Below are 20,939 nucleotides of genomic sequence, written 5' to 3' on the forward strand. Positions count from 1 at the left end.
GTCCTGTGAAAATTCTGATGATCGCAATGCCGTGGCAAGGGCTCAACACCCCCTCCAGCGCACTGGGAATTCTGGGGCCGTGCGTCCGCCGACAGGCCGCAGGCTGGACCGTCGAGGAGCTGTACGCCAACCTCGGCTGGGCCGAGTGCCTGATGCGTGAGAGCAACGGCTCCATCACGACGGAGGATTACGGGAACATCGCCGACCAGGTCTTCCACGGCGTGGGTGACTGGGTGTTCACGTCAGCGCTGTACGACGTGGACACTTATCAGGCCGCCGAGTACGCCGAGTTCCTCGAGCAGCGGGACATGGATCCGGCGCTCGCTGTCCAGATGCAGAAGTACGCCCGGGGATTCGTCCGGGATCTCGCGGCGGAGATCGCCGCTGATCCGCCCGACGTCGTCGGGTTCACGACGACGTTCATGCAGAACGTGCCGTGTCTCGCACTGGCCAGGGAGCTGAAGAAGCTCGCTCCGGACATCATCACGGTGATCGGCGGCAGCAACTGCGACGGAGTGCAGGGTCCCGCCCTGCACCGGAACTTCGAGCAGCTCGACTTCGTGATCAGTGGTGAGGGCGAGCGGTCGCTGCCCGCGTTGCTGAACCGCATCGCCAAGGGCCGGAGTGTGGCCGATGTTCCGGGGCTCAGCTGGCGCGACGACGCGGGGCAGACGGTGGTGAATCCGCCGCACCAGGGGGCCATCCCGTTCGCCGCGGTGCCCGCACCCGACTACGACGGCTACTTCCAGGCGCTCGAGAAGTCGTCCCTGCGCCACCACGTCCGTCCGATGCTGGTGCTGGAGACCTCCCGCGGCTGCTGGTGGGGAGAGGCCCACCAGTGCACGTTCTGCGGCCTGAACGGATCGAACATCGACTTCCGAAGCAAGGCCCCTGAGCGCATCGCCCAGGAGGTCCAGGACCTGGCCGAGCGATACCGGGTCCTCGACCTGGTCATGGTCGACAACATCCTCGACATGAAGTACCTCAAGACGGCGATGCCTGCGCTGGCCGCCCTCGACTGCGATCTGCGCATCCACTACGAGATCAAGTCCAATATGAACCGGGACCAGTTGAGCAAGCTGAAAGAGGCGAACGTCCTCTTCGTACAGCCCGGAATCGAGAGCCTGAGCAGCAATGTGCTGCGGATCATGGACAAGGGCGTCAGCGCCGCGCACAACGTACGGATGCTGCGGGACGGGCAGGATCTCGGGCTCAACGTGACCTGGAGCATCCTCTACGGCTTCCCCGGTGAGACCGAGGACGAATACCGCGGACTGCTCAAGAAAATGGCCACACTTGAGCACCTCGAGCCGCCGAGCGGGGCCTGGCGCATCGCGCTGGAGCGCTTCAGCCCGTACTTCGAGGATCCCACCCAGGGATTCATGTTCCGCCGTCCGTCGGAGATCTACGACTTCATCTACCAGATCCCACGGAACGACCTGTACGACATGGTCTTCTTCTTCGACACCAGCGTCCAGGGCATCTCGGGTTCCATCGAGGACGACGTGAAGCAGGCATGCGAGGAATGGGCCAAGGCATACCCGCAGTCCACCCTCACCTGCTGGAGCGACGACCGCGGCAGGGTCGTCATCGAAGACCACCGTGCCAGCTGGCCGGAGGAAGTGATCGAGCTGGACGAGGTCCAGAGCAATGTGTACCTCGGCATGTCCCAGTGCGCCGCCCTGGAGGGCATACGCCGGCGGCTCGCCGAGGGCGGACACGTCGTCGGGGACGAGCAACTCGAAGAGATGCTCCGCTACTTCGTCGATCGAGGCCTGGCCTTCGAGGACGAGGGCCGCTACGTGAGCGTCGCACTGGAGATCGACCCGTACCGCCGAAAGCTGGTCGGCGGCAAGGAGGTGGCGGCATCGCTATGAACGCGCTGATGGACATCGCCGAACTCAGGGCACGAGGCTCGGACGAAGGACGCGTACGGGTCGGAGGCCGGCCCGGGTCCGCGACGCTGACCCTCGGCTACGACTGGGCCGAACTTCCCACGGCCACCGAGCTGGCGGCGCTCCTGCCCCGGGTGCCCGTCGCCGCCGTACGACTGGCCGAGCCCGTCGACCTCTCGGTACTCCCCGCTCATGTGATCGTGCGGATCATCGCGTTGCTCCGCGAATGCTCCTCCGTCGGTGCCCAGGTCACCTGGTCACTGACCCTGGGCGCGGAACAGCTCGACCTGATCCCGCACCTCGATCACCTGCCCGCCCCCAACAGCATCACGGTGTCGGAGCAGGGAACCGCATACATCGAGGAGTGGCGGTCGTCCGGCAACTTCGGCCTCCTCTACTTCCGCAGAGGCTCGACATTCCTGTCCGTGGTCGACCAACGCCCCGAATCCAGCGGCGAGTTCATCATGGACGATCCCACCGTGATCGAGGCCTTCTTCCACTGTCTGGAGGGACGCGCCTGGGCCGACGTGATCCGGCACCCGGGCCGTGCCGCCGCCGCACGGGACCTGGTGAGCAGGGGCCTGATCATGCGCGTCGGGGATCATTGCGTGACACTTCCCGTGCACATGCGCTCATGGCCCCTGGGCGCGGCCCTCCTGGGCGGAACCCTGGCGTCGGCGGGGAAGAAGCGGGACGACGCCGCGGAATAGCGGGGTGGTGACCTTCTGGCGGAGGGCGCCTGAGCGTCAGCGCCCGGTCGCGTCGCGGCGGCAGTGCAGGAAGAGGTGGGGCTCGGGTCCGGCGCTGGGGTGGTCCGGGGCGAAGGTGGTGCTGTGCCGGGACAACACCGTCAGCCCCGCCCCCTCCACCATGCCGATGAAGTCCTCCTCGGCGAAGCTCGTCGCGCGGACCGGCTGGCCCATGAAGACGAACTCGACGTCTTCCACGTCCGCGGGCACGGTGGCCAGCACCAGGTGCCCGCCGGGCCTCAGGGCCAGGGTCAGGCGCCGCGTCAGAGCCGACTGCTCGGCGCGGGTCATCTGCAGCAGCGAGAAGAACACGCACACGCCGTCGAACGAGTCCGCCTTGAGCGGGAGATCCCGGATGTCGGCGCAGCGGAACTCGGCCTGGGGGACCTGACGGGCGGCGACTTCGACCATGACGGGGGAGACGTCGACGCCCAGCACCGAGTGTCCGGCCCCGGTGAGCGCGGCTGCGGTGGGCCGCCCGGTGCCGCTGCCCACGTCCAGTGTCCGCGCGGCGGGCGGCAGCCGCTCGATCAGCCACTCCAGCGCCGACAGGTGGGCGGGGGCGTGGGCGAACGCCTTCTCGTAGTCGGGGCCCAGCGCGTCGAACAGCACGGCGGCGGGCGGCCGTTGGTCCTCGTGGCTCACGTCCGTATCCCTTCGCCGGCCGACCCGCATCGTCGCACCCGCCGGAGCGTGACACAACGGCCGCCCGCTGCGCGTCCCGGCGGGCCGGGCAGGGGAGAATGAGGGCCGTACGAAGCGGTCGACTCTTGCGGAGGAGCGGGAAGATGCAGGACGCGCGAGCGGGGCAGGTCGCCGGGCCCGAGGACCTCATCGATGTGGCCCGCCTGGTCACGGCGTACTACGCGCTGCACCCCGACCCGGCCGAGCCTGGGCAACGGGTGGCGTTCGGCACCTCGGGACACCGTGGCTCGTCCCTCGTGGCGGCGTTCAACGAGGACCACATCGCGGCCACCAGCCAGGCCATCTGCGAGTACCGCACCGCCCAGGGCACCGACGGCCCCCTGTTCCTGGGCGCCGACACCCACGCCCTGTCCGAGCCCGCGCGGATCACGGCGCTGGAGGTGTTCGCCGCCAACGACGTCAGCGTCCTCATCGACCAGGCCGACGGCTACACGCCCACCCCGGCGGTCTCGCACGCCATCCTCACCCACAACCGCGCTCGCACGTCCGGCCTCGCCGACGGCGTGGTGGTCACCCCCTCGCACAACCCGCCTGCCGACGGCGGTTTCAAGTACAACCCGCCGAGCGGCGGCCCCGCCGGTTCCGAGGCGACCGCCTGGATCCAGGACCGCGCCAACGAGATCATCACCGGCGGCCTGAAGGACGTACGGCGCATCCCGTACGCCCGCGCCCTGGCCGCACCCGGCACCGGCCGCCACGACTTCCTCAGCGCCTATGTCGCAGACCTTCCCAACGTGCTGGACCTGGAGGCGATCCGGGCCGCCGGCGTACGCATCGGCGCCGATCCGCTCGGCGGCGCCTCCGTCGCCTACTGGGGCCGTATCGCCGAACAGCACCGGCTCGACTTGACGGTGGTGAACCCGCTCACCGACCCCACCTGGCGCTTCATGACGCTGGACTGGGACGGCAAGATCCGCATGGACTGCTCCTCGCCGTACGCGATGGCTTCGCTCATCGAGCAGCGCGACCGGTTCGACATCGCCACCGGCAACGACGCCGACGCCGACCGGCACGGCATCGTCACGCCGGACGGGGGCCTGATGAACCCCAACCACTATCTGGCCGTGGCGATTTCTTACCTCTTCTCCCACCGGGAGCAGTGGCCCGCGGGCGCCGGAATCGGCAAGACCCTGGTGTCGTCCAGCATGATCGACCGGGTCGCGGCGGACGTCGGCCGGCCGCTGGTCGAAGTCCCGGTCGGATTCAAGTGGTTCGTGGACGGACTGTCCGACGGCACGCTCGGCTTCGGCGGCGAGGAGTCGGCGGGCGCGTCCTTCCTGCGCCGCGACGGCTCGGTGTGGACCACCGACAAGGACGGCATCCTCCTGGCGCTGCTGGCCTCCGAGATCACGGCGGTCACGGGCAAGACCCCCTCACAGCACTACACCCAGCTCACCGACCGCTTCGGCGCCCCCGCCTACGCCCGCGTCGACGCCCCGGCCTCCCGCGAGGAGAAGGCGCTGCTCGCCAAGCTGTCCCCGAGCCAGGTCACCGCCGACACCCTCGCCGGCGAGCCCGTCACCACGGTGCTCACCGAGGCCCCCGGCAACGGCGCAGCCCTCGGCGGGATCAAGGTCGCCACCACCAACGCCTGGTTCGCGGCCCGCCCTTCAGGCACCGAGGACGTCTACAAAATCTACGCGGAGTCCTTCCTCGGCCCGGACCACCTGCACCGGATCCAGCAGGAAGCCAGGTCCGTGGTGCTCGCTGCGCTGGGCACCTGACGCGGACGAGCCCGCGGTGACGGCACTGATCGCCGCCGGGGCCGCGATGGGCGGCGCGCTGACGGGAGTGGCCCCGCTCGCCGCCGCCGAGCGGCAGTCTGCGGGGGCGCGAGCGGTGCGTTACGGCTCGGGCTGAGCCTGGCGTAGAGGTCTGAACTGGTCTTATGGCCTGTTCGGGGGCCTTTGTCGCGTCTGGGTGATCCCGCTTCTACCCGCGAGTGCCCGGGACTTCCCGCGGAAGTGTGCGCGCGTTGTGCACTGGATCGCGGTGCCGGGAGCTGAGGCTTCGACCTCGAGGCGTAGATCCGGCCCTTTGCACGCTCTGGTCGTAGCAGGCGTCGCGGCCTATGCCTCGTACGTGCATCAGCGGGAGTTCGCTCTGCGGGGCGGGGCGGACGCGGTCAGCTTCGTTGTTGCCGTTGTCCGTGGAGGCACTCTTGCCGCTGGCCACGGTCGGTCTGTCGAACCCCTCGGAGCTCTGCACGCGCCGTGCTTGGAGCGCTGTGTGGTCCGCCTTTCTGCTGGAGATTGCGGTCTCGCCGGCCGCGAACGTCGCGGCGGCACCGGCTTTGCAGTGCAAGCCCGTGCCCCGAGCCCAACTTCTCTCCCTGCCGCGTGATGGCGGGCTCGACCATGTCGTCATCGACGTAGCAGCCCAGACGTGGGCCTGCGTTGCCCAGGACGCGGGCGGACAGTGGTCGGTCCGGCATGGCAACGCCTGTCCTGGGGCTGACCTTCCGGTCGTACAGACCCAAAAGACCTGGAAGCGCCGACCCGCCGCGGGTGTCCCAACGGGTCGGCGGTTCTCTGTGTCCGGTGGACTTACTTGAGGTCGAGGGTCTGGGTGATGTTGGTGGGCTTGGCAGGGTCGTCCGGCCTCTTGATGGTGAAGTTCTTGTGGTAGGTCTGCGTGTCGTCGTTGTCGTCCAGGCACGTGACCGTGGCGGTGGCGGCCAGACCCTTCGGCAGCTTCGGAATCTTCGTGAAGGTCAGCGAGTAGTCCTCTTTCTCGTCCTCGCCGGAGAGAGTGTCCGTCTTGGCGGGCTTCCCCTTGGGCGTTATCGACACCTCGGTCACCGATGCATCCGCGAACCGCTCGCAGCTCGCGGTTCCCGCGACGACGACCTTGTTCTTCGCTGGATCGGCTTGCGCGGTGCCGGTCGCTGTCGCGGGAACCGCGACCACCAGCGCGGCCACGGCCGTGGCGGAGGCGAGCCTTCTTGTCCTTCTGCTGAGATCCCGCATTGCAGTCTCCACTCGCGTTGCTTTGCTCCAGGCCGCGTTGGCGAGGACGTCCACATCGAGATGCCTGCTTGCTCTCTCGTCGTGTGCGGTGTGCCCGTCGCGTGGGTTGATGCGCCTGTGCGTTGCGTGCGGCCGGTCTGCTGCGCACGGGGGCGCCGAGTGTCAATCGGGCCGGTGCGATCCGGCCTCCGGCGCCTGTGGATCTGTTTGCCGACTGCAACCTGTGCGGCTGTGGCGCCTGTTATTCGACCGTAGCGAGAGCCTGGTGGCGTGTCCACTTATGGGCTAATTAATGCGATTGAGTCTTCAACTGGGCGGATGGTTACGGGCGTAGGTGTGCGGCGAGGGCAGCCGTCGCCGCGCACTCCATCGTTGGGTCGGTCACGGCAGGATCGACAACGCCCCGCAGTTCGACTTCGCCGGTTTGCCGGATAAGCGGTCCGTCAGCCAGGTCACCGCGCTGCCCTGGTCCGCGAGGAGTGGAGTGAAGTGGTTGAAGGGAGGAGCACCGGTCTGTACGGTGACGTCTGCGCCCTTCTCGCACCAGTCAGCGGCCAGGCGGCGGGCCTGGGCGTGGGGCACCAGGTTGTCGCTGAGCCTGTCGCTATGCGGATGGGGGGCGATGGCTTGAGCGTGCCGATGCGCTGGCCGGCCAGGAAGGTCTGGAAGGCCTGCCAGACGCTTCACAGGAGGTTCGCCATGCCCGCACGCAGACGGCTCCTGGCCGCAGCAGTCACCGCTGCGACTTGTCTGAGCGCCCAGGCACTTCTGCTGGGGTGCTGGCTCTGCCGGCTGGGGTGGGATGGTGTCCCGCGTGATGGTGTACTTGATCAGCTGGTGGGAGTGCGCGGGTATCTGCCCGGGGCGCACTTCAGCTGGTGAGCGCCGCTCCCTGATCCTGGGGCGGGCCACCGCGTAACTCTCGTTGGTGACAGTGCAGTTCACCCACGAGGAGAGGACGCGATGGCCCTGTCCCAGTCTGAGCTGATACGTCTGCTGGAGTCACTGCGTTCGGCCGAGGGACTCGAACTCGTCCGCAGTATCGCCGAGCGGATCATGCAGGAACTGATCGAGGCCGAGGTCACGGCGAAGATCGGCGCTGAGGGCGACTCTGCCCACGTCCAGGGCCCGCTCCAGGGCCGGGAACATGCTGTTCAACAGGCATTTGAGTCGGTTGAGCGCGCGAGTTCGGTCCTCGACCAGGTCGGATCGGCGCTCGGTCAGCAACCGCAGTTCGATGGCTGCCTCGTCACCTGGGCGAATCGGCTGCAGGTCCCGGCGCATACGGGCCTGGTCGGCGATCACCTTCGCATCCCGGGCGTCCGTCTTGCCCTCGCGGCGGTAGCTGTCGGTGGCGCGGTTCACCGCGATGCCGGGGATGTAGACGAGTTCCTGCCCGTGGGCGATCAACAGCTCGATCAAGAGGGCGGGTTCACCACCGGTCATGTCCATTGCCCAGGTCACACGGTCACCGTCGACGAGGTCGAGAACGTCGCCGATCAGCGCCAACAGCTCGGGTTCGTCGTTGGCCACCCGGCGCGACAGCAGCGTGTCGCCCTCGGCGTCCAGGACGAGGCAGTGGTGGTGGGTCTTGCCGCAGTCGGTACCCGCCCATATCCGGCTCATCGCACTCCATCAGGTCGTTCCTGGCTGACTTACCACGGACGACTTCGCCGGCATTGCTCTACACAGCGACAGATTCGCACTTCCCAATCGGCGGCCGAGTCGTCGTGGGGATCCGAGCGGCCAAGCATTTCGAGCCACGACCGGCAGCACGACGACAGCCACACCCCGATCCCCTGGGTGCCACAACCCTACGAACGGCTGGGGCGGACCCAGGAAGGAAGGTAGAGCACGACGAGGGGATCGCCTTCCCCGCCGCTACCTGCCCGAAGGCAGCATGGACCAGCTCTACCCCGAACTCCCCGAAAGCGCCCGGGCGCTACCCAACACCCCGAACACGCCCACCAGTTGAACGCCTACACCATCACGTGGGACACAACCCTTCGAACCGCCCGCAGAGAGGCTGTTCCGTCGGGTTCCCGTCCGCGTCGAACCGCTCAGGCCGGTCATCGACCCCATGCTCGCGGACCGGCTGACCCGAAAACAGATCTGGGTCCGGCTGATCGACGAACACGACATCGTCCTCCGGTTCGATCGCGTCACGAACTACGCCAAGGAGTGGCACCTCACGCGCAACCGCGTTGAGCACGCACCCCCACTCCAATTCCCCCACTAGACCAGCAAGAGTGACCCAGGTCACTCATACTTCGCTGACATCGCTCAATCTTCGCTGCGAGAGGTCAGCAAGGAGGAGCCGTGAATTTGGCCGACACGCTCCGCGCCATGGGAATCGACCCGACCCGTCTCGACCCGGCGCCGCCCGGCCCGGCCCGCATGCCGGGAGCTCGACGCCGCCGGGGGCGGGGAGAGGCTTCGTCCTAGCGCTCTGGATAGTCGAGTTCCTGGGCACGTTTGGCAGCGTCCAGGGCGTCCCCCTGCTGACGCCACGTTGCGGCTTCCTCTGGCCGACCGAGTTTCTCGAGAACGTAGGCCCGGTGCCAGGCGCCTGCTGGTTCGCCTGCTTCTGCGAGTTGTTTCCAGCACTCTGCGGCTTCTTCCAGGCGGCCCTGCCTCAGGAGGAAGTCGCCCAGGGAGTCACGGGCAGAAAGGCCGATCCCGCCAGGTTCATCCGTGGCTCTGCGGTACCAGTCCTCCGCTTCGGAGGCCCGTCCCATCTCGTCAAGAACGCCAGCGAGGTTCAACGGCGCCCAGGGATCGCCGGTTTCCACAGCTTTCCGGAGCCAGCACTCGCGCTCATCTTGGTCCGCAGCGTACGCATGCATGCTCTGGATCGCTGGGATCCAGCCCGCCTGGGCGGCCCGCCTGCACCAGGACGCCGCCGTGAGGTCGTGGTCCTGGCCGTGCGGAGTCGCGTTCACTGCCCGGTCATGGTGAACCCAGGTCAGGGAGTACATGGCTTCGGCATCACCGGCCTCCGCGGCGGCGAGCAACCACTTCTCGGCTGGAACGTTGCCTTCGCTCCCGGTTTGGTAGAGGTACTGTCCGAGCCGATTCATCGCGGCTACGTCGCCGGCCTCAGCAGCCGGCTCGACCCACGGCTCCAAGGGCTCCGGACGCTTCGGTATCGCCACCTGGTCTCCATCTCGACCTCGTCACCCGGGACTTCACTGATCGCAGTATCCCAACCGACTGCGAGCACCGCCGAACAGGCACATCTCCTTACGGGCAGACCGGGCCCCGGGTCCCGGATTCGGGGGCGAGACATCCATTCGCCTCTGGCGGACGAACGCGCAGGATTCCGTGTCAGACGACAGACGGCCAGCGCACCGTGACGACGACAGAATCTTCTTCGGCCTGTCACGAATGATCTATCCCAGGCCCCCACACCACATAGTCGCCTTGCTTCTCCAACGTGACGCTACCCACGCTGAGGTCGAGTCGGAACTTACCGCTCACGAGCAGGAGCATGGCAGTCCGCTGATCATCAGCTACCCAGTCTGGCCACTGCTGACCGGCAGGGTGGATGCCCCACTTCACTTCTAGCGCCCCCGTCTGGCGCACTGCGAGGGGAGGGACAGCACCCTGCGGACGCCCTCGACCAGGAGGCTATTCCGCTGACGCAAACGGCCCCGGACGAGGAGTCCGAGGCCGATCAGAACGCCTCCCTGAGGGAGAAACCCCAGCTCAGCGGCGTCATGCGTCGTTCCCCCGGCAGGATTCGAACCTGCGACACCCGCTAGGAGTGGGCTCGAATCCTTGCCCGGTGGTGTTCGTTCATGCCGGGTGCTGCTGTGCGCGCAGGTCAGAAGCACCCGGCATGATTCCTGATCCGGCTCGTGGCGGCTGTTGCTCGGTCATCCGCTCACGCATTGCTCACGCGGGGCATGCTCAGCCAAGGGGCACCGTATCCCCGCAGCGCCTCTGTCAATGAGCACGGTGAGTGCCACTCCAGCTCGAAGGAGCACCAGGGCTCCGGCGTGGCTCCCAGCAGAGGCGGCGATCATGGATCCGGCCGCGGTGTGGGGCCGCGCGGAGTCGCGAAGGGGCGCGCGCCTTGCCTGCGTCGTGTGCTCGGCGCACGCTGGTCGTATGGGTGCTCACGACGGTGGCCCTACGCTCATCACTTCCGTGCAGCGGGCCTTCCGACTGCTGGAGGCGGTGAGCACGCACGAGAACGGCGCGCCGGCGAAGCAACTGGCGCGTGAGACGGGACTGCCCCTGGCCACCGCCTATCACCTGCTGCGGACGCTGGTCCACGACGGATACGTACGGAAGCTGGATGACGGCGGGTTCGTCCTGGGCGACAAGCTGCAGACGCTGCACACCACGGGCCGCGGGCAGGCGCTGCTCAGCCGTGTCCGTCCCACGCTCGCCGCTCTGCGGGACGAGCTCGCGACCGCCGCGTACCTCACCTTCTACGAGGAGGGCGAGATCCGGGTCGCCGAGATCGTCGACGGCCCCCAGGCGCCCCGTGTCGACCTCTGGGTGGGATTCGAGGACGCGGGGCACGCCACCGCGCTGGGCAAGTCCGTGCTGCGAGAACTGGACGACGAGGCCCGCAAGGACTACCTCTCCCGGCACAACCTCGCCGACCTCACACCACGGACCATCACCAGCCGTCCGGAGCTGCTCCGGCAACTCGACTCCTCACCCGTGGCCCCGGCCGTCACGGACCTGGAGGAGTATGCCCTCGGTACGGTCTGTGTCGCCGTGCCCGTCTACAGCGGGGACACACTCGGCTCGCTCGGCGTCTCGCTGCGGGCGGACCGGCTCTCCCGACTCGAGGAGATTCTGGAGCGGCTGATCCCGACCGCGAGTCGCGTGACCAGGGGCCTCTCGCTCACTATCTGAAAATCCTCTCCTTGTGGCGCCCGGACCGAACCTCTTTCCTGGATGAAAGAGACATTTCGGGAGTGCGCCCCGCGCGCAGGTGAGGACTACGGACGAAGCATGAGTCACGCCCGAGACCGTGGTGGCGACCACGGGCCGATGCGGCCGTTCAGGAACCAAGCGGCCGGTGCCGGGTCGGCGGCCCGGAAGCGTGCCGCCGTACGGTTGGCCGCCGGTACACCCGTACTGCCCGTGCTGATCGTCTCCGTCGTCGTGCTCATCGATGTCGCGTGCGGAGCAGGGACGATCTGGCTGCCACTGCTCGCGGCCGGGCCCGCGCTGGCCGCCACCACCGGCGGGCCGCGCGGAGTCCTCTGTGTCGGCCTTCTCGCCGCGGTGCTGGGCGCGACGCTCGGAACCAGGGACGGTGTTCCGGGACATGAGCTGACGGCCGTACTGTCCGCCCTGGCGGCCGTCACGCTGGCAAGTGGCCTCGCCAGCGCGCTGCGCGGGCGTCGTGAACGGGTGCTCGCGGCCGTCCGCTCGGTCGCGGAGGCCGCCCAGCATGCGCTCCTCAAGCCCGTACCGGCGGCTGTCGGCCCGTTCCAGGTGGCCGTCCGCTACAGCGCCGCGGCGGCGGAGGCCCGTATCGGCGGGGATCTCTATGCGCTGGTGCCCACCCCGTACGGGGTCAGGCTGATCGTCGGCGATGTGCGCGGCAAGGGGCTGCCGGCCGTGGGGACCGCCGCACTCGTACTCGGTGTCTTCCGTGAGGCCGCCTACGACGAGCCCGATCTCCTCGCCGTCGTCGGCAGGATCGAGCGGAGCCTGGCGCGCAACCTCGGTTGCGACGACTTCGTCACCGCCGTGGTCGCCGGGTACCCGCAGGCAGGCCATCTGGAGGTGGTCAACTGTGGACACGCGCCTCCGCTGCTGGTGCGCGAATCCGGCACCGTCGTGACGGTGGAGCCTGCCCATCCGGCCCCGCCCCTCGGGCTGCGCGCCCTCACGGACGAGACCCCCAGCCTCCAGGTGCTGCCTTTCGCCGACGGGGATCAACTGCTGCTCTACACCGATGGGGTTACCGAGGCCCGCAACCACCGCCGTGAGTTCTACCCGCTCGCCGAAGGGCTGGCCCGCCACTTGTCCGACGAGCCGGCCGGCACCCTCACCGCGCTCCATGACGAACTGCTGGCGCATGTGGGCGGCCGACTGCACGACGATGCGGCGCTGCTCCTGCTCCGCAAGCCGGCTGTTCCCGAAGCGACCACTCCCGCAGCCGAAGCCGCCGTTTTCGAAGCGGCGTCGGACGCCGGTCGCGGCAGCGGCTCACGCTCCGTCTCGTCCCGATGCCGGTCCTCTGCTGCGGGCGCGGGCGCGGGCGACGGAAGCCAGGCTGCCGAGAAGCCCGAAGGAGCGGCGGACCTAGGTATCCCCTTCGCCGCCTTCTCGGGAGAATTTTCGGGACCTGGCGATTCGTCCGCTGACGCAAACGGCCCCGGACGAGGAGTCCGAGGCCGATCAGAATGCCTCCCTGAGGGGAGAAACCCCAGGTCAGCGGCTTAATGCGTTGTGCCCCCGGCAGGATTCGAAACTGCGACACCCGCTTTAGGGGGTTTTAGGAGTTCGATCCGTCCCAGGCACGGTGGGGCCTTCTCGCGTGCACCGGGGACATGGGCGACTGCCGACAGTTGCGGCTGTTCGTCGCTGTTGATGTCAGTGTTGGATGTCAGTGGAACAGCTCTGGTACGGGGCAGGCCTCCAGCGGCTCATCCGGCCGATCGGCCCAGTTCCACCAGACGTGCCGCCCGGTGCACTTCCACAACGCGCGGCAGGCGCGCCGTTTGTCGTCTTCCCGGGCGGAGAGTACGAAGCCACCGGGCTTCATGGGCTGACTGCACTCGGGACAGGCCGGGGTGTCGCTGGTCATGTGGCGCACCCTATTGGAGAGCGACTGCGGCTCCGTGCTGGGATGCGTACGCTGCCGAAGGCCGGAACCTCAGCTCACGAAAGTCAGCAACGACGGTGGGTCAGCCGACAGATCAGGCGCGCGTGTGCCTCGCTAAGCCCCGACCGGCCTCAGCCACGCTGCCGGGGCCGTCGACCAGAGCAAGCCATGAGGGCCAACCCGTGACGACGGCGCAGGAGCCCTCAGCTTGGGAAGCCACGGCGCTTGGGCGGCCATAGAGCCGCTGACCTGTGGGGATGAGTCGAGTCGATGGTGTTGCGTGCGTTTGATCGCACCGCTGTTGACCGTGCTGATGAGGATCTTTGGAATCGGCCAGGGTCGCTCTTCCCTTCACATCGTTGGATCTTGAAATGAGTGAAGAGGGCTCTGCGCTTGGCTCAGCTGGTTCGTTGTCCATCTCTGGGAGCGCTTCGCCAGTGCACACCCCTGCGAAGCCCCCTGACTGGCTCACTCGTCGGCTTCTGGGCCGAACCGGCTGGAGTGCCTGGCCGGTGACGTTCGCTTCGTGCCCCTGGGCCGGCTGAGCAGACCCGAGACCGCCGACCCGGGGCTTCGTCGTCGGTGGCCGTGGCGGCCCGGCTCGGTGTGGACCTTGGCGGGCTGGATGGGGTGAGGGCCCTTCGTGTGAGAATGCGGGTGCCTTCGCCCTGCCGTATCTGTTCCGCTGCTGCGCCGCGATCCATCGAGGTTTCCATGTCCAAGCCCGTCGTCCGTGAACCGTTGCGTCGCAATTCGCGGGCGAACCGGGCGCGCATCCTGGCCACGGCCCGTAAGGAGTTGGGCCGGAACCCGGACGTCACGCTGGAGGAGCTGGCGCGAGCCGCGGGTGTCGTACGGCGCACCTTGTTCGGTCACTTCCCCGGGCGGGCGGCGCTGCTGGAAGCCCTCGCCGAGGAAGCCTCCGAAACGCTTCGGCTCGCCGTGGCGGCCGGTGTCGAACGCGAGAAGGAGAATTCGGCCGAGTGGGCTCTTGCCCGCCTCGTGTTCTCGATGTGGCCCGTGGGGGACCGGTACCGCCTGCTGCTGGCGCTGGCCAGGCGTGATCTCGGTGTGGAGCGGGTGGCCGAGGTACTGGCACCGGCTCGTACGGAGACGACGGCCGTACTGGAGCGCGGGCAGCGGGACGGCGTCTTCCAGTCGCATCTGCCGGCCGCTGTGTTGAGCGCCGGGCTGGAAGCGATGACGGTCGCGCTGCTGGAGGCGGTCAACACAGGGGCACTGGAGGACGACGGCGGGATCCGGGTCGCCCTCACCACGCTCATCGCGGCCGGGGTGCCGGAGGAGCGGGCGCGTGTCGTGGTCGAGGCTGTCGCGTCGTCGACTGCGATCGCGGAGTCCGTGGTCGACGACTGAGCCGTCGTCGTCGCCGTCGTGCCTGGCGCCCGCGTGGTCCTGTCTGCCTCGGTGCTCCGTGTCGTGCCGTGCCGTCCGGTGCCGTGCAGTGCCGGGCCGGAGTTGTCTGCTGCCCTGTCTCGTTCGGGCGGAGTCCCAGGTGTCGGCCGGAGCGTGAGCCGTGACGAGGGTCTCACGTTCCGGTCTCCCGGCGGGCAAGATAGTTGCCCGTCAATGTGCAATTATTTTTGCTGTGCTCCTGGCTTCGTGGGCGGCCCGGCTGCCGCGTCATGGACTTTCGACTTTCGATGGAGAAGCGCAGTGAACCTCGGCGGACCAGACGACCTGACCCTTCCCCACCAGGGTCACCCGGTGGCCCTCCTCGGTGGCCGGTACGAGCTGCGTCACCTGCTCGGCTCCGGCGGTATGGCCGAGGTGTATCTCGCGCACGACTTTCGGCTCGACCGCGGCGTGGCCGTGAAAACCCTGCGCGGCGACCTCGCCCACGAACCGGCGCTCCAGGAACGGTTCCGGAGGGAGGCGCAGTCCACCGCGTCGCTCAACCATCCCGCCATCGCGGCGGTGTACGACACGGGGGAGAACGTGGCGTACGGCGCCCAGTTGCCGTACCTCGTGATGGAGTACGTCGACGGGACCACCCTGCGCGACGCCCTGCACTCCGGGCCGCCGATGACCGTCGAACGAGCCCTGGAGGTGACGGCCGGAGTTCTGCGGGCCCTCGCCCACTCGCATCAGCACGGCATCGTGCACCGGGACATCAAACCGGCCAATGTCATGCTGACCTGGGCCGGAGATGTCAAGGTCATGGACTTCGGGATCGCCCGGGACGCTCGGGACGTCGGCATGACGCAGACGTCGGTCGTGATCGGGACCGCCCAGTACCTCTCGCCGGAACAGGCGATGGGACGGGAGACCGACGCGCGGTCCGACCTGTACTCCATCGGCTGCCTGCTGTACGAACTGCTGACCTTCCGCACGCCGTTCACCGGCGAGACGCCGATGGCGGTGATGTACCAGCACATCCAGGAGGTCCCGCGTCCGCCGAGCCTGTACAACCCCGAGGCCGGCCCCCAGGTGGACGCGATCGTCCTGCGTGCCCTGGAGAAGGACCCCGCATACCGCTATCAGTCGGCCGAGCAGATGCTTGCCGACGTCGAGGCGTACCTGGGTACGGGCCTGCTCGTGTCGGGCGCCGAACTTCCGCCGGTGGAGGGCGACTTCCCGTACGACGACACCGGCCCGGAAGCGGAGAGCGGCCGGCGCAGAGGAACCGTCGTGCTGATCACGGCGGGCGTGGCCGTCGCCGTCCTGGCGCTGGTCATGGGCTGGTTCATGTTCGGACGTGGTGCGGCCGACGACGGCAAGGTCGGTGTACCCGACCTCGTGGGCCAGACCCTGGAGGAGGCCCGGCGTACGGCCGAGAACGTCGAACTCACCGTCACCGTCGACAAGCGGGAGCCGTGCGCCGCCCAGCCCAAGGGTCACATCTGCGAGCAGAGCCCCGTGGAAGGGGAACTCGCCAAGGGCGAGGCGGTCTCGGTCACCGTCTCCACCGGGGCGCCCAAGGTCGAGGTGCCGGACGTGACGGACAAGGACGAGGACGACGCGTCCCGGATCCTGGAGGACAAGGGCTTCAAGGTGAAGCTGCGGCACGTCGAATCCGACACCGAGGATCCCGGAACCGTTCTCAAGCAGGACCCGGAAGGCGGCGAGAAGGCCGAGAAGGGCACCGAGATCACCCTCGCGGTGGCCAAGGAGGCGGCGAAGGCCACGGTCCCGGACCTCAGCGGTGCGACGGTGAACGAGGCCCGGAAGCTGCTGGCCGCCCAGGACCTGAAACTCGGCAGCACGACCGAGGTCGAGAGCGATGCCGAGTCGGGGACCGTGCTGGGACAGAGCGTCGCTTCCGGTGACGAGGTCGAGCCGGGTACGGCGATCGACGTCAAGGTCGCCAAGGCCGTGCAGACCGTCCAGATCCCCACCGACATCGTCGGCAGGACGCTTGCCGAGGTCCAGGACGAACTGGGTGCGCTCGGCCTCCAGGTCACTGTTGCCACCGGGTACTCCCAGGCGTCCGACGCGGTGGTGACGTCGAGCACCCCGGCCGCGGGGAGTGAGGTGGGGTCGGGAAGCACAGTGGTCGTTGTCACCCAGGCCCCCGTCACAGGCGAGTCGGACGAGGGCGCGGCGACGGGCGGAGATACGGGCGGTGACACGAGTGGTGACACGGGCGGTGACACGGAAACCGCGGAACCTCAGTTGCTGCCGGTCCCCCCGATCCCGGGATGATCCCCGGCCCGGTGGACGCCCGTCGGCAACGTGCGGCTCTCAGTCGCCGGAACGTTGCCGGAACGCCGGTAGATCGCGCCCATGAAGATCGAGACGAGGGCGTCCCCGCAGTCCGAGCGGGCCTGTTCGAACTTCGGCGTCGAGGCCGCGTAGGCGTCGCCGTCCATGCCCGCCACAGTGATGGACCCGGTATGCACCGGCCCCGGCACAGCACCGCGACGGTGACACCGGTGGCCGTCGGCTCCGCGCGCACGTCCTAGCTGTAGATCTGTACGAACGCTTTCGTCCCGGCGTATCGGGCCTGGCCCGGCTGTGGGAGGAAGCCGCTGACGGAGCCGAGGTCGAGGATCGCGCCGCGCCCCCGCGGCGGAATCTGCTGCACCGCCCGGGTGGTCAGGTCGATGACTGTCTCGACGATGACCCGCACCTGCGCGATCTCGGCGTCAAGGGGTGAGTGGATCACCGCGTCGACGGTGCCGATGCCGGCGTTGTCGACCAGGACGTCCACCGTCAGCCCGCGCTCGGCGACCGTGTCGAACAGCCGCGCCCGTTGCCCGGCGACACGGTGTTGATCAGGTCTCCGCCGTGTCGAGTGACCGTGCTTGCGTGTCGACAGACCGGGACGGGCGCAACTCCCGACAGCGGAAGGACGGTGCCGGCTGTCCCCTCCCGGCACCGTCCATGGCCGTGCGCTGCTCAAGGCACGGCCCGCTCTGAGGTGGTGGCCGCTCAGACGGCGCCCGTGCGCGCCTCTTGCCCGTCCTGTGAGTCCTGCGTCTCCTGCGTCTCCTGCGCATCCTCCGGCCGGTGCTTGTCCGCCTTCCGGCGGCCGGGCAGCACCGCGAGGACGACCATCGTTCCGGCGGCCATGATGATCCCGCCGATCAGGCTGGTCTGGGCGATGCTGTGGGCGAAGGACTCGTGGACGGCGTCGACCAGCGCCTGTGCCTGCTGCGCCCCGCCCGCCGGGTTCTTCGCGACCTCCTCGGCCACGGCCAGGCCGCTACCCACGGAGTCCCTGGCTGTTTCCAGCGCCGCGGCGGGGAGGTGGCCGCCGACCAGGTCGGTCAGCTCGTCCCGGTACGCCGTGCCGAGCAGGGAGCCGAGCAGCGCGATGCCGAGAGAGCCGCCCAGTTCCACCGAGGTGTCGTTGGCGCCGCCGCCGACGCCCAGCTCGGCCTCGGGGAAGGAGCCCATGATGGTGTCGGTGGCGGGGGAGACGCTCAGGCCGATGGCGAAGCCCAGCATCATCATCGGGGCCAGGAAATCGGTGTACGTCGAGCCCTTGTCGACCTGGGTAAGCAGAAAGACGCCGGCCGTGCCGATGACCATGCCGGTCACCACCATCAGCTTGACCCCCAGCTTCGGGGTCAGGCGTCCCGTCACCGTGGCGCCGAGGACGACGGCACCGGCCAGCGGCAGCAGTCGTACGCCGGTCTCCAGGGCGTCGTAGCCGAGGATGAACTGCAGGTACTGGGTGGAGTAGTAGATCGCGCCGAAGGTGCCGAAGAAGAAGAACAGCACCGCGATCATCGAGCCTGTGAAGGGGCGCAGCTTGAACTTGCGCACGTCCAGCATCGGGTGCGGGTGCCTCAGCTCCCAGGCCACGAAGGCCACGAGACCGACACCGGCGGCGACGGCCGCGGCGACGGGACCGGCGCCCCAGCCGAAGTGCGGGCCCTCGATGGTCGCGTAGACCAGGGAGCCGATGGAGACGATGGAGAGCAGGCCGCCGACATAGTCGATCCGGCCCATGCCCTCCGCCTTGGACGGCGGGACCAGGACCAGCGCGCCGATGACGGCGGCGACGGCGATGGGCACGTTGATCAGGAAGGTCGAGCCCCAGGCGTGGTCCTCCAGCAGCCATCCGGCGAGCAGGGGGCCGACGGCGATCGCGAGTCCCGAGGTGGCGCTCCAGGCGGTGATGGCCTTGACGCGCTCGCCCCGCGGGAACATCGCGACCAGCAGGGACAGTGTGGCCGGCATGACGACGGCGGCACCGACGCCCATGATCGCGCGGGCGGTGATGACCAGCTCGGTCCGGTCGACGAGGCTGCCCATCACGGATCCGCCCGCGAAGATCAGCAGACCTGCGATCAGGGCGCCGCGGCGGCTGTACTTGTCGCCGATCGCGCCCAGGACAAGCATCAGCGCGGCGTACGGGACGGTGTAGCCGTCGATGACCCATTGCAGGTCACTGCTGCTGAGGCCGAGATCCAGGGTCATGTCCGGCGCCGCCACGATCAGTGACGTGTTCGCCATGACGACGATGAGCAGGCTCAGGCAGAGCACGAGCAGTGCCCACCAGCGCCGGGCGTACGGCCCGGTCATCTTCTCGACGGGTGTGGTGGCAAGAAAGGGCACGAGGGGCTCCCAGGGCAACGAACTATTTGCACATTGATGAGCAGGCTAGTTTCTTGCCCGTTGATGTGCAAATATTGCTGCGGCCCCCTCCCCTCCCCTCCCCTTCCCCTCTCCGTGCCGAGGTGCCGACGTGAGCAGCCCGACAGCGACGACAGCCGACCAACCCATACGGCAGAGCCGTACGGCGCAGGTCACTCGTACCCGCATCCTGGAAGCGGCCCGGCGGGAATTGGGCCGGAACCCCGACACGAGCCTCGGCGACATAGCCGAAGCCGCGGGCGTGGCGCGTCGCACCGTCTACACGCACTTCGCCGGCCGGGCGGCACTGGTGGCGGGCCTCGCCGACGAGGCCGCGGAGGCGGTACGCCTCGCGATCGCCGTCACAACCGCATCCGCATCCACGACCACGCTCGGTCCCGCGACTGCCCTGGCCCGCTTCGTCCTCACCCTCTGGCCGGTCGGCGATTGCTACCGCACGCTGATCGGTCTCGCCGACCAGGATCTCGGCCCCGGCCAGGTGCGCGAAGTCCTGGCCCCGGCCCGCGAGACGGTCGCAGGCATCCTCGCCGAGGGCCAGCGCCACGGTGTCTTCCATGCCGTTGTCCCGCCCGGGCCGCTCAGTGGTGCCATCGAGGCCCACCTGCTGGCCCTCCTCGACACGGTCAACTCCGGTATCTGGGCCGACGACGGCACCGGCGCCGCCACCGCCGCCCTGATCGCCGCCGGACTCGACAGTGCCACCGCCGCCGCCACGGTCCGTCGGCTGCACGGAACCAGGCCGCTCCACTCACCCCACCGGTCGCACCGACCCCACTGAAGGAGGACACCGCCCTTGTCCGCGTCCCAGCACAGGTACGACGACGGTTCGCAGTACGAGCCGTACTACCCCCCTCACGACCCCTACAGCTACAGCTACGGCCCTCAGGGCGAGCACGCCTCGTACGAGCCGTTGGAACCGTACGAGTCGCCCGAGCCCCGCCGGAGTCGGCGGCCCCTCGCTTTCGTCACCGCCGCCCTCGTCGGGCTCGCCCTCCTTCCCGTCGTGGCCGACCGGATCGTGGCGGCGAGAATCGAGTCACGCACGGCCGCTGCGTTCCAGGAAGGCATGGGCACACCTCTGCCGCCGGAGGTCCACGTCCGGGGCTTCCCCGTCCTGACCCAGGCGGCCTCCGGAACCCTGCGCCGCGTGGACATCACTGCTCACGACATACCGGCCCAGGGCGCCTCCCGCCTGCTGCCCGTGACCGAACTCTCCCTCCGGCTCCAGGGGTTGACGAAGTCCGACGACGACAGTCAGGCGCGGGCCGGCAGCGCCGAAGCGACCGCCTTCCTGTCGTACAAGGACGTGTCGGACGCCCTCGGGCTGGAGATCTCGAAGGGGAGCCGCCCTGGTGAAGTGAGGGCTGTGGTCCTTCTCCCCTTCGGAGAAAAGGGTGCTGTGACGACGACCGTCGCGGTGGCCTCCGGTAACCGCATCGCCTTCAAGGGCTTCAAGGTCACGGGTGGTGCACTGCCCGCCCCCGCGAGCGCGGTGCTGAACAAGGTATTCGAGCAGCCGATCCAGCTGCGGAACATCCCCGAAAACCTGAGCCTGCGCTCGGTCACTTCCACGGCCGACGGCCTCGTCGCCCGTTTCTCGGGCCAGTCGGTCACCTTCCGGCCCGATGACGCGTCGCAGGACAGTGCCGAACCATCCGCCCTTGTGGTGCGGAGCGCTTCGACTCTCCGACTCGATCAGTGACGGTCATTGCTCCTCGCCGCCATCCGGGTGGCAGCGTCGAGGACGAGCTGT

At 68.5% G+C, this 20,939-nt stretch carries 15 protein-coding genes, 1 tRNA gene and 3 pseudogenes; 9 read left to right on the top strand and 10 right to left on the bottom strand.

Annotated elements, in window-relative coordinates:
• Positions 1 to 17 precede the first annotated feature (17 nt).
• Positions 18 to 1,877 (top strand): RiPP maturation radical SAM C-methyltransferase, encoded by a 1,860-nt coding sequence (locus AB5J56_RS38790; protein ID WP_369240103.1) that lies wholly within the window; start codon positions 18 to 20, stop codon positions 1,875 to 1,877.
• Positions 1,874 to 2,605: a DUF5825 family protein gene (locus AB5J56_RS38795; protein WP_369240105.1), complete on the top strand. Its 732-nt coding sequence runs from the start codon at positions 1,874 to 1,876 to the stop codon at positions 2,603 to 2,605. The genes AB5J56_RS38790 and AB5J56_RS38795 overlap by 4 nt, the downstream gene beginning before the upstream one ends.
• A gap of 36 nt (positions 2,606 to 2,641) precedes the next feature.
• Here the strand turns inward: AB5J56_RS38795 and AB5J56_RS38800 are convergent, their stop codons facing one another.
• A complete protein-coding gene (locus tag AB5J56_RS38800) occupies positions 2,642 to 3,289 on the bottom strand; it encodes a class I SAM-dependent methyltransferase (protein ID WP_369240107.1) in 648 nt (215 codons plus the stop codon).
• A gap of 143 nt (positions 3,290 to 3,432) precedes the next feature.
• Here AB5J56_RS38800 and pgm point away from each other — a divergent pair, with 143 nt between their 5' ends.
• Positions 3,433 to 5,073: a phosphoglucomutase (alpha-D-glucose-1,6-bisphosphate-dependent) gene (gene pgm, locus AB5J56_RS38805; protein WP_369240109.1), complete on the top strand. Its 1,641-nt coding sequence runs from the start codon at positions 3,433 to 3,435 to the stop codon at positions 5,071 to 5,073.
• An 822-nt stretch (positions 5,074 to 5,895) separates the two neighbouring features.
• On the opposite strand, the gene AB5J56_RS38810 is transcribed toward pgm, so the two are convergent.
• The 4 genes and pseudogenes from AB5J56_RS38810 to AB5J56_RS38825 form a co-directional block, all read right to left on the bottom strand.
• On the bottom strand, positions 5,896 to 6,318 hold the full coding sequence (locus AB5J56_RS38810) for a hypothetical protein (RefSeq protein ID WP_369240111.1): 423 nt from the start codon (positions 6,316 to 6,318) through the stop codon (positions 5,896 to 5,898).
• A 381-nt stretch (positions 6,319 to 6,699) separates the two neighbouring features.
• Positions 6,700 to 6,989, bottom strand: a pseudogene (locus AB5J56_RS38815) (lipase family protein); the annotation flags it as partial.
• Between the two features lie 445 nt (positions 6,990 to 7,434).
• A pseudogene (locus AB5J56_RS38820) lies at positions 7,435 to 7,944 on the bottom strand (IS110 family transposase); the annotation flags it as partial.
• Between the two features lie 815 nt (positions 7,945 to 8,759).
• Positions 8,760 to 9,473: a hypothetical protein gene (locus AB5J56_RS38825; RefSeq protein WP_369240113.1), complete on the bottom strand. Its 714-nt coding sequence runs from the start codon at positions 9,471 to 9,473 to the stop codon at positions 8,760 to 8,762.
• Between the two features lie 958 nt (positions 9,474 to 10,431).
• On the opposite strand from AB5J56_RS38825, the gene AB5J56_RS38830 reads away from it, so the two are divergent.
• Positions 10,432 to 11,193: an IclR family transcriptional regulator gene (locus AB5J56_RS38830; protein ID WP_369240115.1), complete on the top strand. Its 762-nt coding sequence runs from the start codon at positions 10,432 to 10,434 to the stop codon at positions 11,191 to 11,193.
• A gap of 99 nt (positions 11,194 to 11,292) precedes the next feature.
• Positions 11,293 to 12,426: pseudogene (locus tag AB5J56_RS38835) on the top strand (PP2C family protein-serine/threonine phosphatase); the annotation flags it as partial.
• A gap of 319 nt (positions 12,427 to 12,745) precedes the next feature.
• On the opposite strand, the gene AB5J56_RS38840 reads toward AB5J56_RS38835, so the two are convergent.
• Together AB5J56_RS38840 and AB5J56_RS38845 are read right to left on the bottom strand one after the other, a co-directional pair.
• A tRNA-OTHER gene (locus tag AB5J56_RS38840) sits at positions 12,746 to 12,845 on the bottom strand.
• Positions 12,846 to 12,901: 56 nt separating this feature from the next.
• The gene (locus AB5J56_RS38845) at positions 12,902 to 13,102 is read right to left on the bottom strand and encodes a dehydrogenase (RefSeq protein WP_369240117.1); all 201 of its coding nucleotides are present in this window, start codon (positions 13,100 to 13,102) and stop codon (positions 12,902 to 12,904) included.
• A gap of 732 nt (positions 13,103 to 13,834) precedes the next feature.
• On the opposite strand from AB5J56_RS38845, the gene AB5J56_RS38850 reads away from it, so the two are divergent.
• Both AB5J56_RS38850 and AB5J56_RS38855 read left to right on the top strand, forming a co-directional pair.
• Positions 13,835 to 14,494 carry a TetR family transcriptional regulator gene (locus tag AB5J56_RS38850; RefSeq protein ID WP_369240119.1) on the top strand — a complete coding sequence of 220 codons (660 nt, stop codon included), beginning with the start codon at positions 13,835 to 13,837 and terminating at the stop codon, positions 14,492 to 14,494.
• A 300-nt stretch (positions 14,495 to 14,794) separates the two neighbouring features.
• A complete protein-coding gene (locus tag AB5J56_RS38855; protein WP_369240121.1) occupies positions 14,795 to 16,783 on the top strand; it encodes a PASTA domain-containing protein in 1,989 nt (662 codons plus the stop codon).
• Here the strand turns inward: AB5J56_RS38855 and AB5J56_RS38860 are convergent.
• The 3 genes from AB5J56_RS38860 to AB5J56_RS38870 form a co-directional block, all read right to left on the bottom strand.
• Positions 16,750 to 16,950: a hypothetical protein gene (locus AB5J56_RS38860; RefSeq protein WP_369240123.1), complete on the bottom strand. Its 201-nt coding sequence runs from the start codon at positions 16,948 to 16,950 to the stop codon at positions 16,750 to 16,752. The genes AB5J56_RS38855 and AB5J56_RS38860 overlap by 34 nt on opposite strands.
• A gap of 89 nt (positions 16,951 to 17,039) precedes the next feature.
• Entirely contained in the window at positions 17,040 to 17,459 is a 420-nt protein-coding gene (locus AB5J56_RS38865; protein ID WP_369243043.1) for an SDR family NAD(P)-dependent oxidoreductase, read from the bottom strand.
• A 53-nt stretch (positions 17,460 to 17,512) separates the two neighbouring features.
• On the bottom strand, positions 17,513 to 19,147 hold the full coding sequence (locus tag AB5J56_RS38870; RefSeq protein WP_369240125.1) for an MFS transporter: 1,635 nt from the start codon (positions 19,145 to 19,147) through the stop codon (positions 17,513 to 17,515).
• Between the two features lie 130 nt (positions 19,148 to 19,277).
• On the opposite strand from AB5J56_RS38870, the gene AB5J56_RS38875 reads away from it, so the two are divergent.
• Both AB5J56_RS38875 and AB5J56_RS38880 read left to right on the top strand, forming a co-directional pair.
• Positions 19,278 to 19,964 (top strand): TetR/AcrR family transcriptional regulator, encoded by a 687-nt coding sequence (locus tag AB5J56_RS38875; RefSeq protein ID WP_369240127.1) that lies wholly within the window; start codon positions 19,278 to 19,280, stop codon positions 19,962 to 19,964.
• A gap of 15 nt (positions 19,965 to 19,979) precedes the next feature.
• Positions 19,980 to 20,888, top strand: a complete 909-nt coding sequence (locus tag AB5J56_RS38880; protein WP_369240129.1) for a DUF2993 domain-containing protein — start codon at positions 19,980 to 19,982, stop codon at positions 20,886 to 20,888.
• The last annotated feature ends 51 nt before the right edge of the window (positions 20,889 to 20,939 follow it).

The organism is Streptomyces sp. R21, assembly GCF_041051975.1.
Lineage (GTDB): Bacteria > Actinomycetota > Actinomycetes > Streptomycetales > Streptomycetaceae > Streptomyces.

Coding starts and splice junctions, on each gene's coding strand:
- AB5J56_RS38790 (WP_369240103.1), top strand. CDS start 18: ATGATCGCAATGCCGTGGCAAGGGCTCAACACCCCCTCCAGCGCACTG.
- AB5J56_RS38795 (WP_369240105.1), top strand. CDS start 1,874: ATGAACGCGCTGATGGACATCGCCGAACTCAGGGCACGAGGCTCGGAC.
- pgm (WP_369240109.1), top strand. CDS start 3,433: ATGCAGGACGCGCGAGCGGGGCAGGTCGCCGGGCCCGAGGACCTCATC.
- AB5J56_RS38810 (WP_369240111.1), bottom strand. CDS start 6,318: ATGCGGGATCTCAGCAGAAGGACAAGAAGGCTCGCCTCCGCCACGGCC.
- AB5J56_RS38830 (WP_369240115.1), top strand. CDS start 10,432: ATGGGTGCTCACGACGGTGGCCCTACGCTCATCACTTCCGTGCAGCGG.
- AB5J56_RS38845 (WP_369240117.1), bottom strand. CDS start 13,102: ATGACCAGCGACACCCCGGCCTGTCCCGAGTGCAGTCAGCCCATGAAG.
- AB5J56_RS38850 (WP_369240119.1), top strand. CDS start 13,835: ATGTCCAAGCCCGTCGTCCGTGAACCGTTGCGTCGCAATTCGCGGGCG.
- AB5J56_RS38860 (WP_369240123.1), bottom strand. CDS start 16,950: ATGGACGGCGACGCCTACGCGGCCTCGACGCCGAAGTTCGAACAGGCC.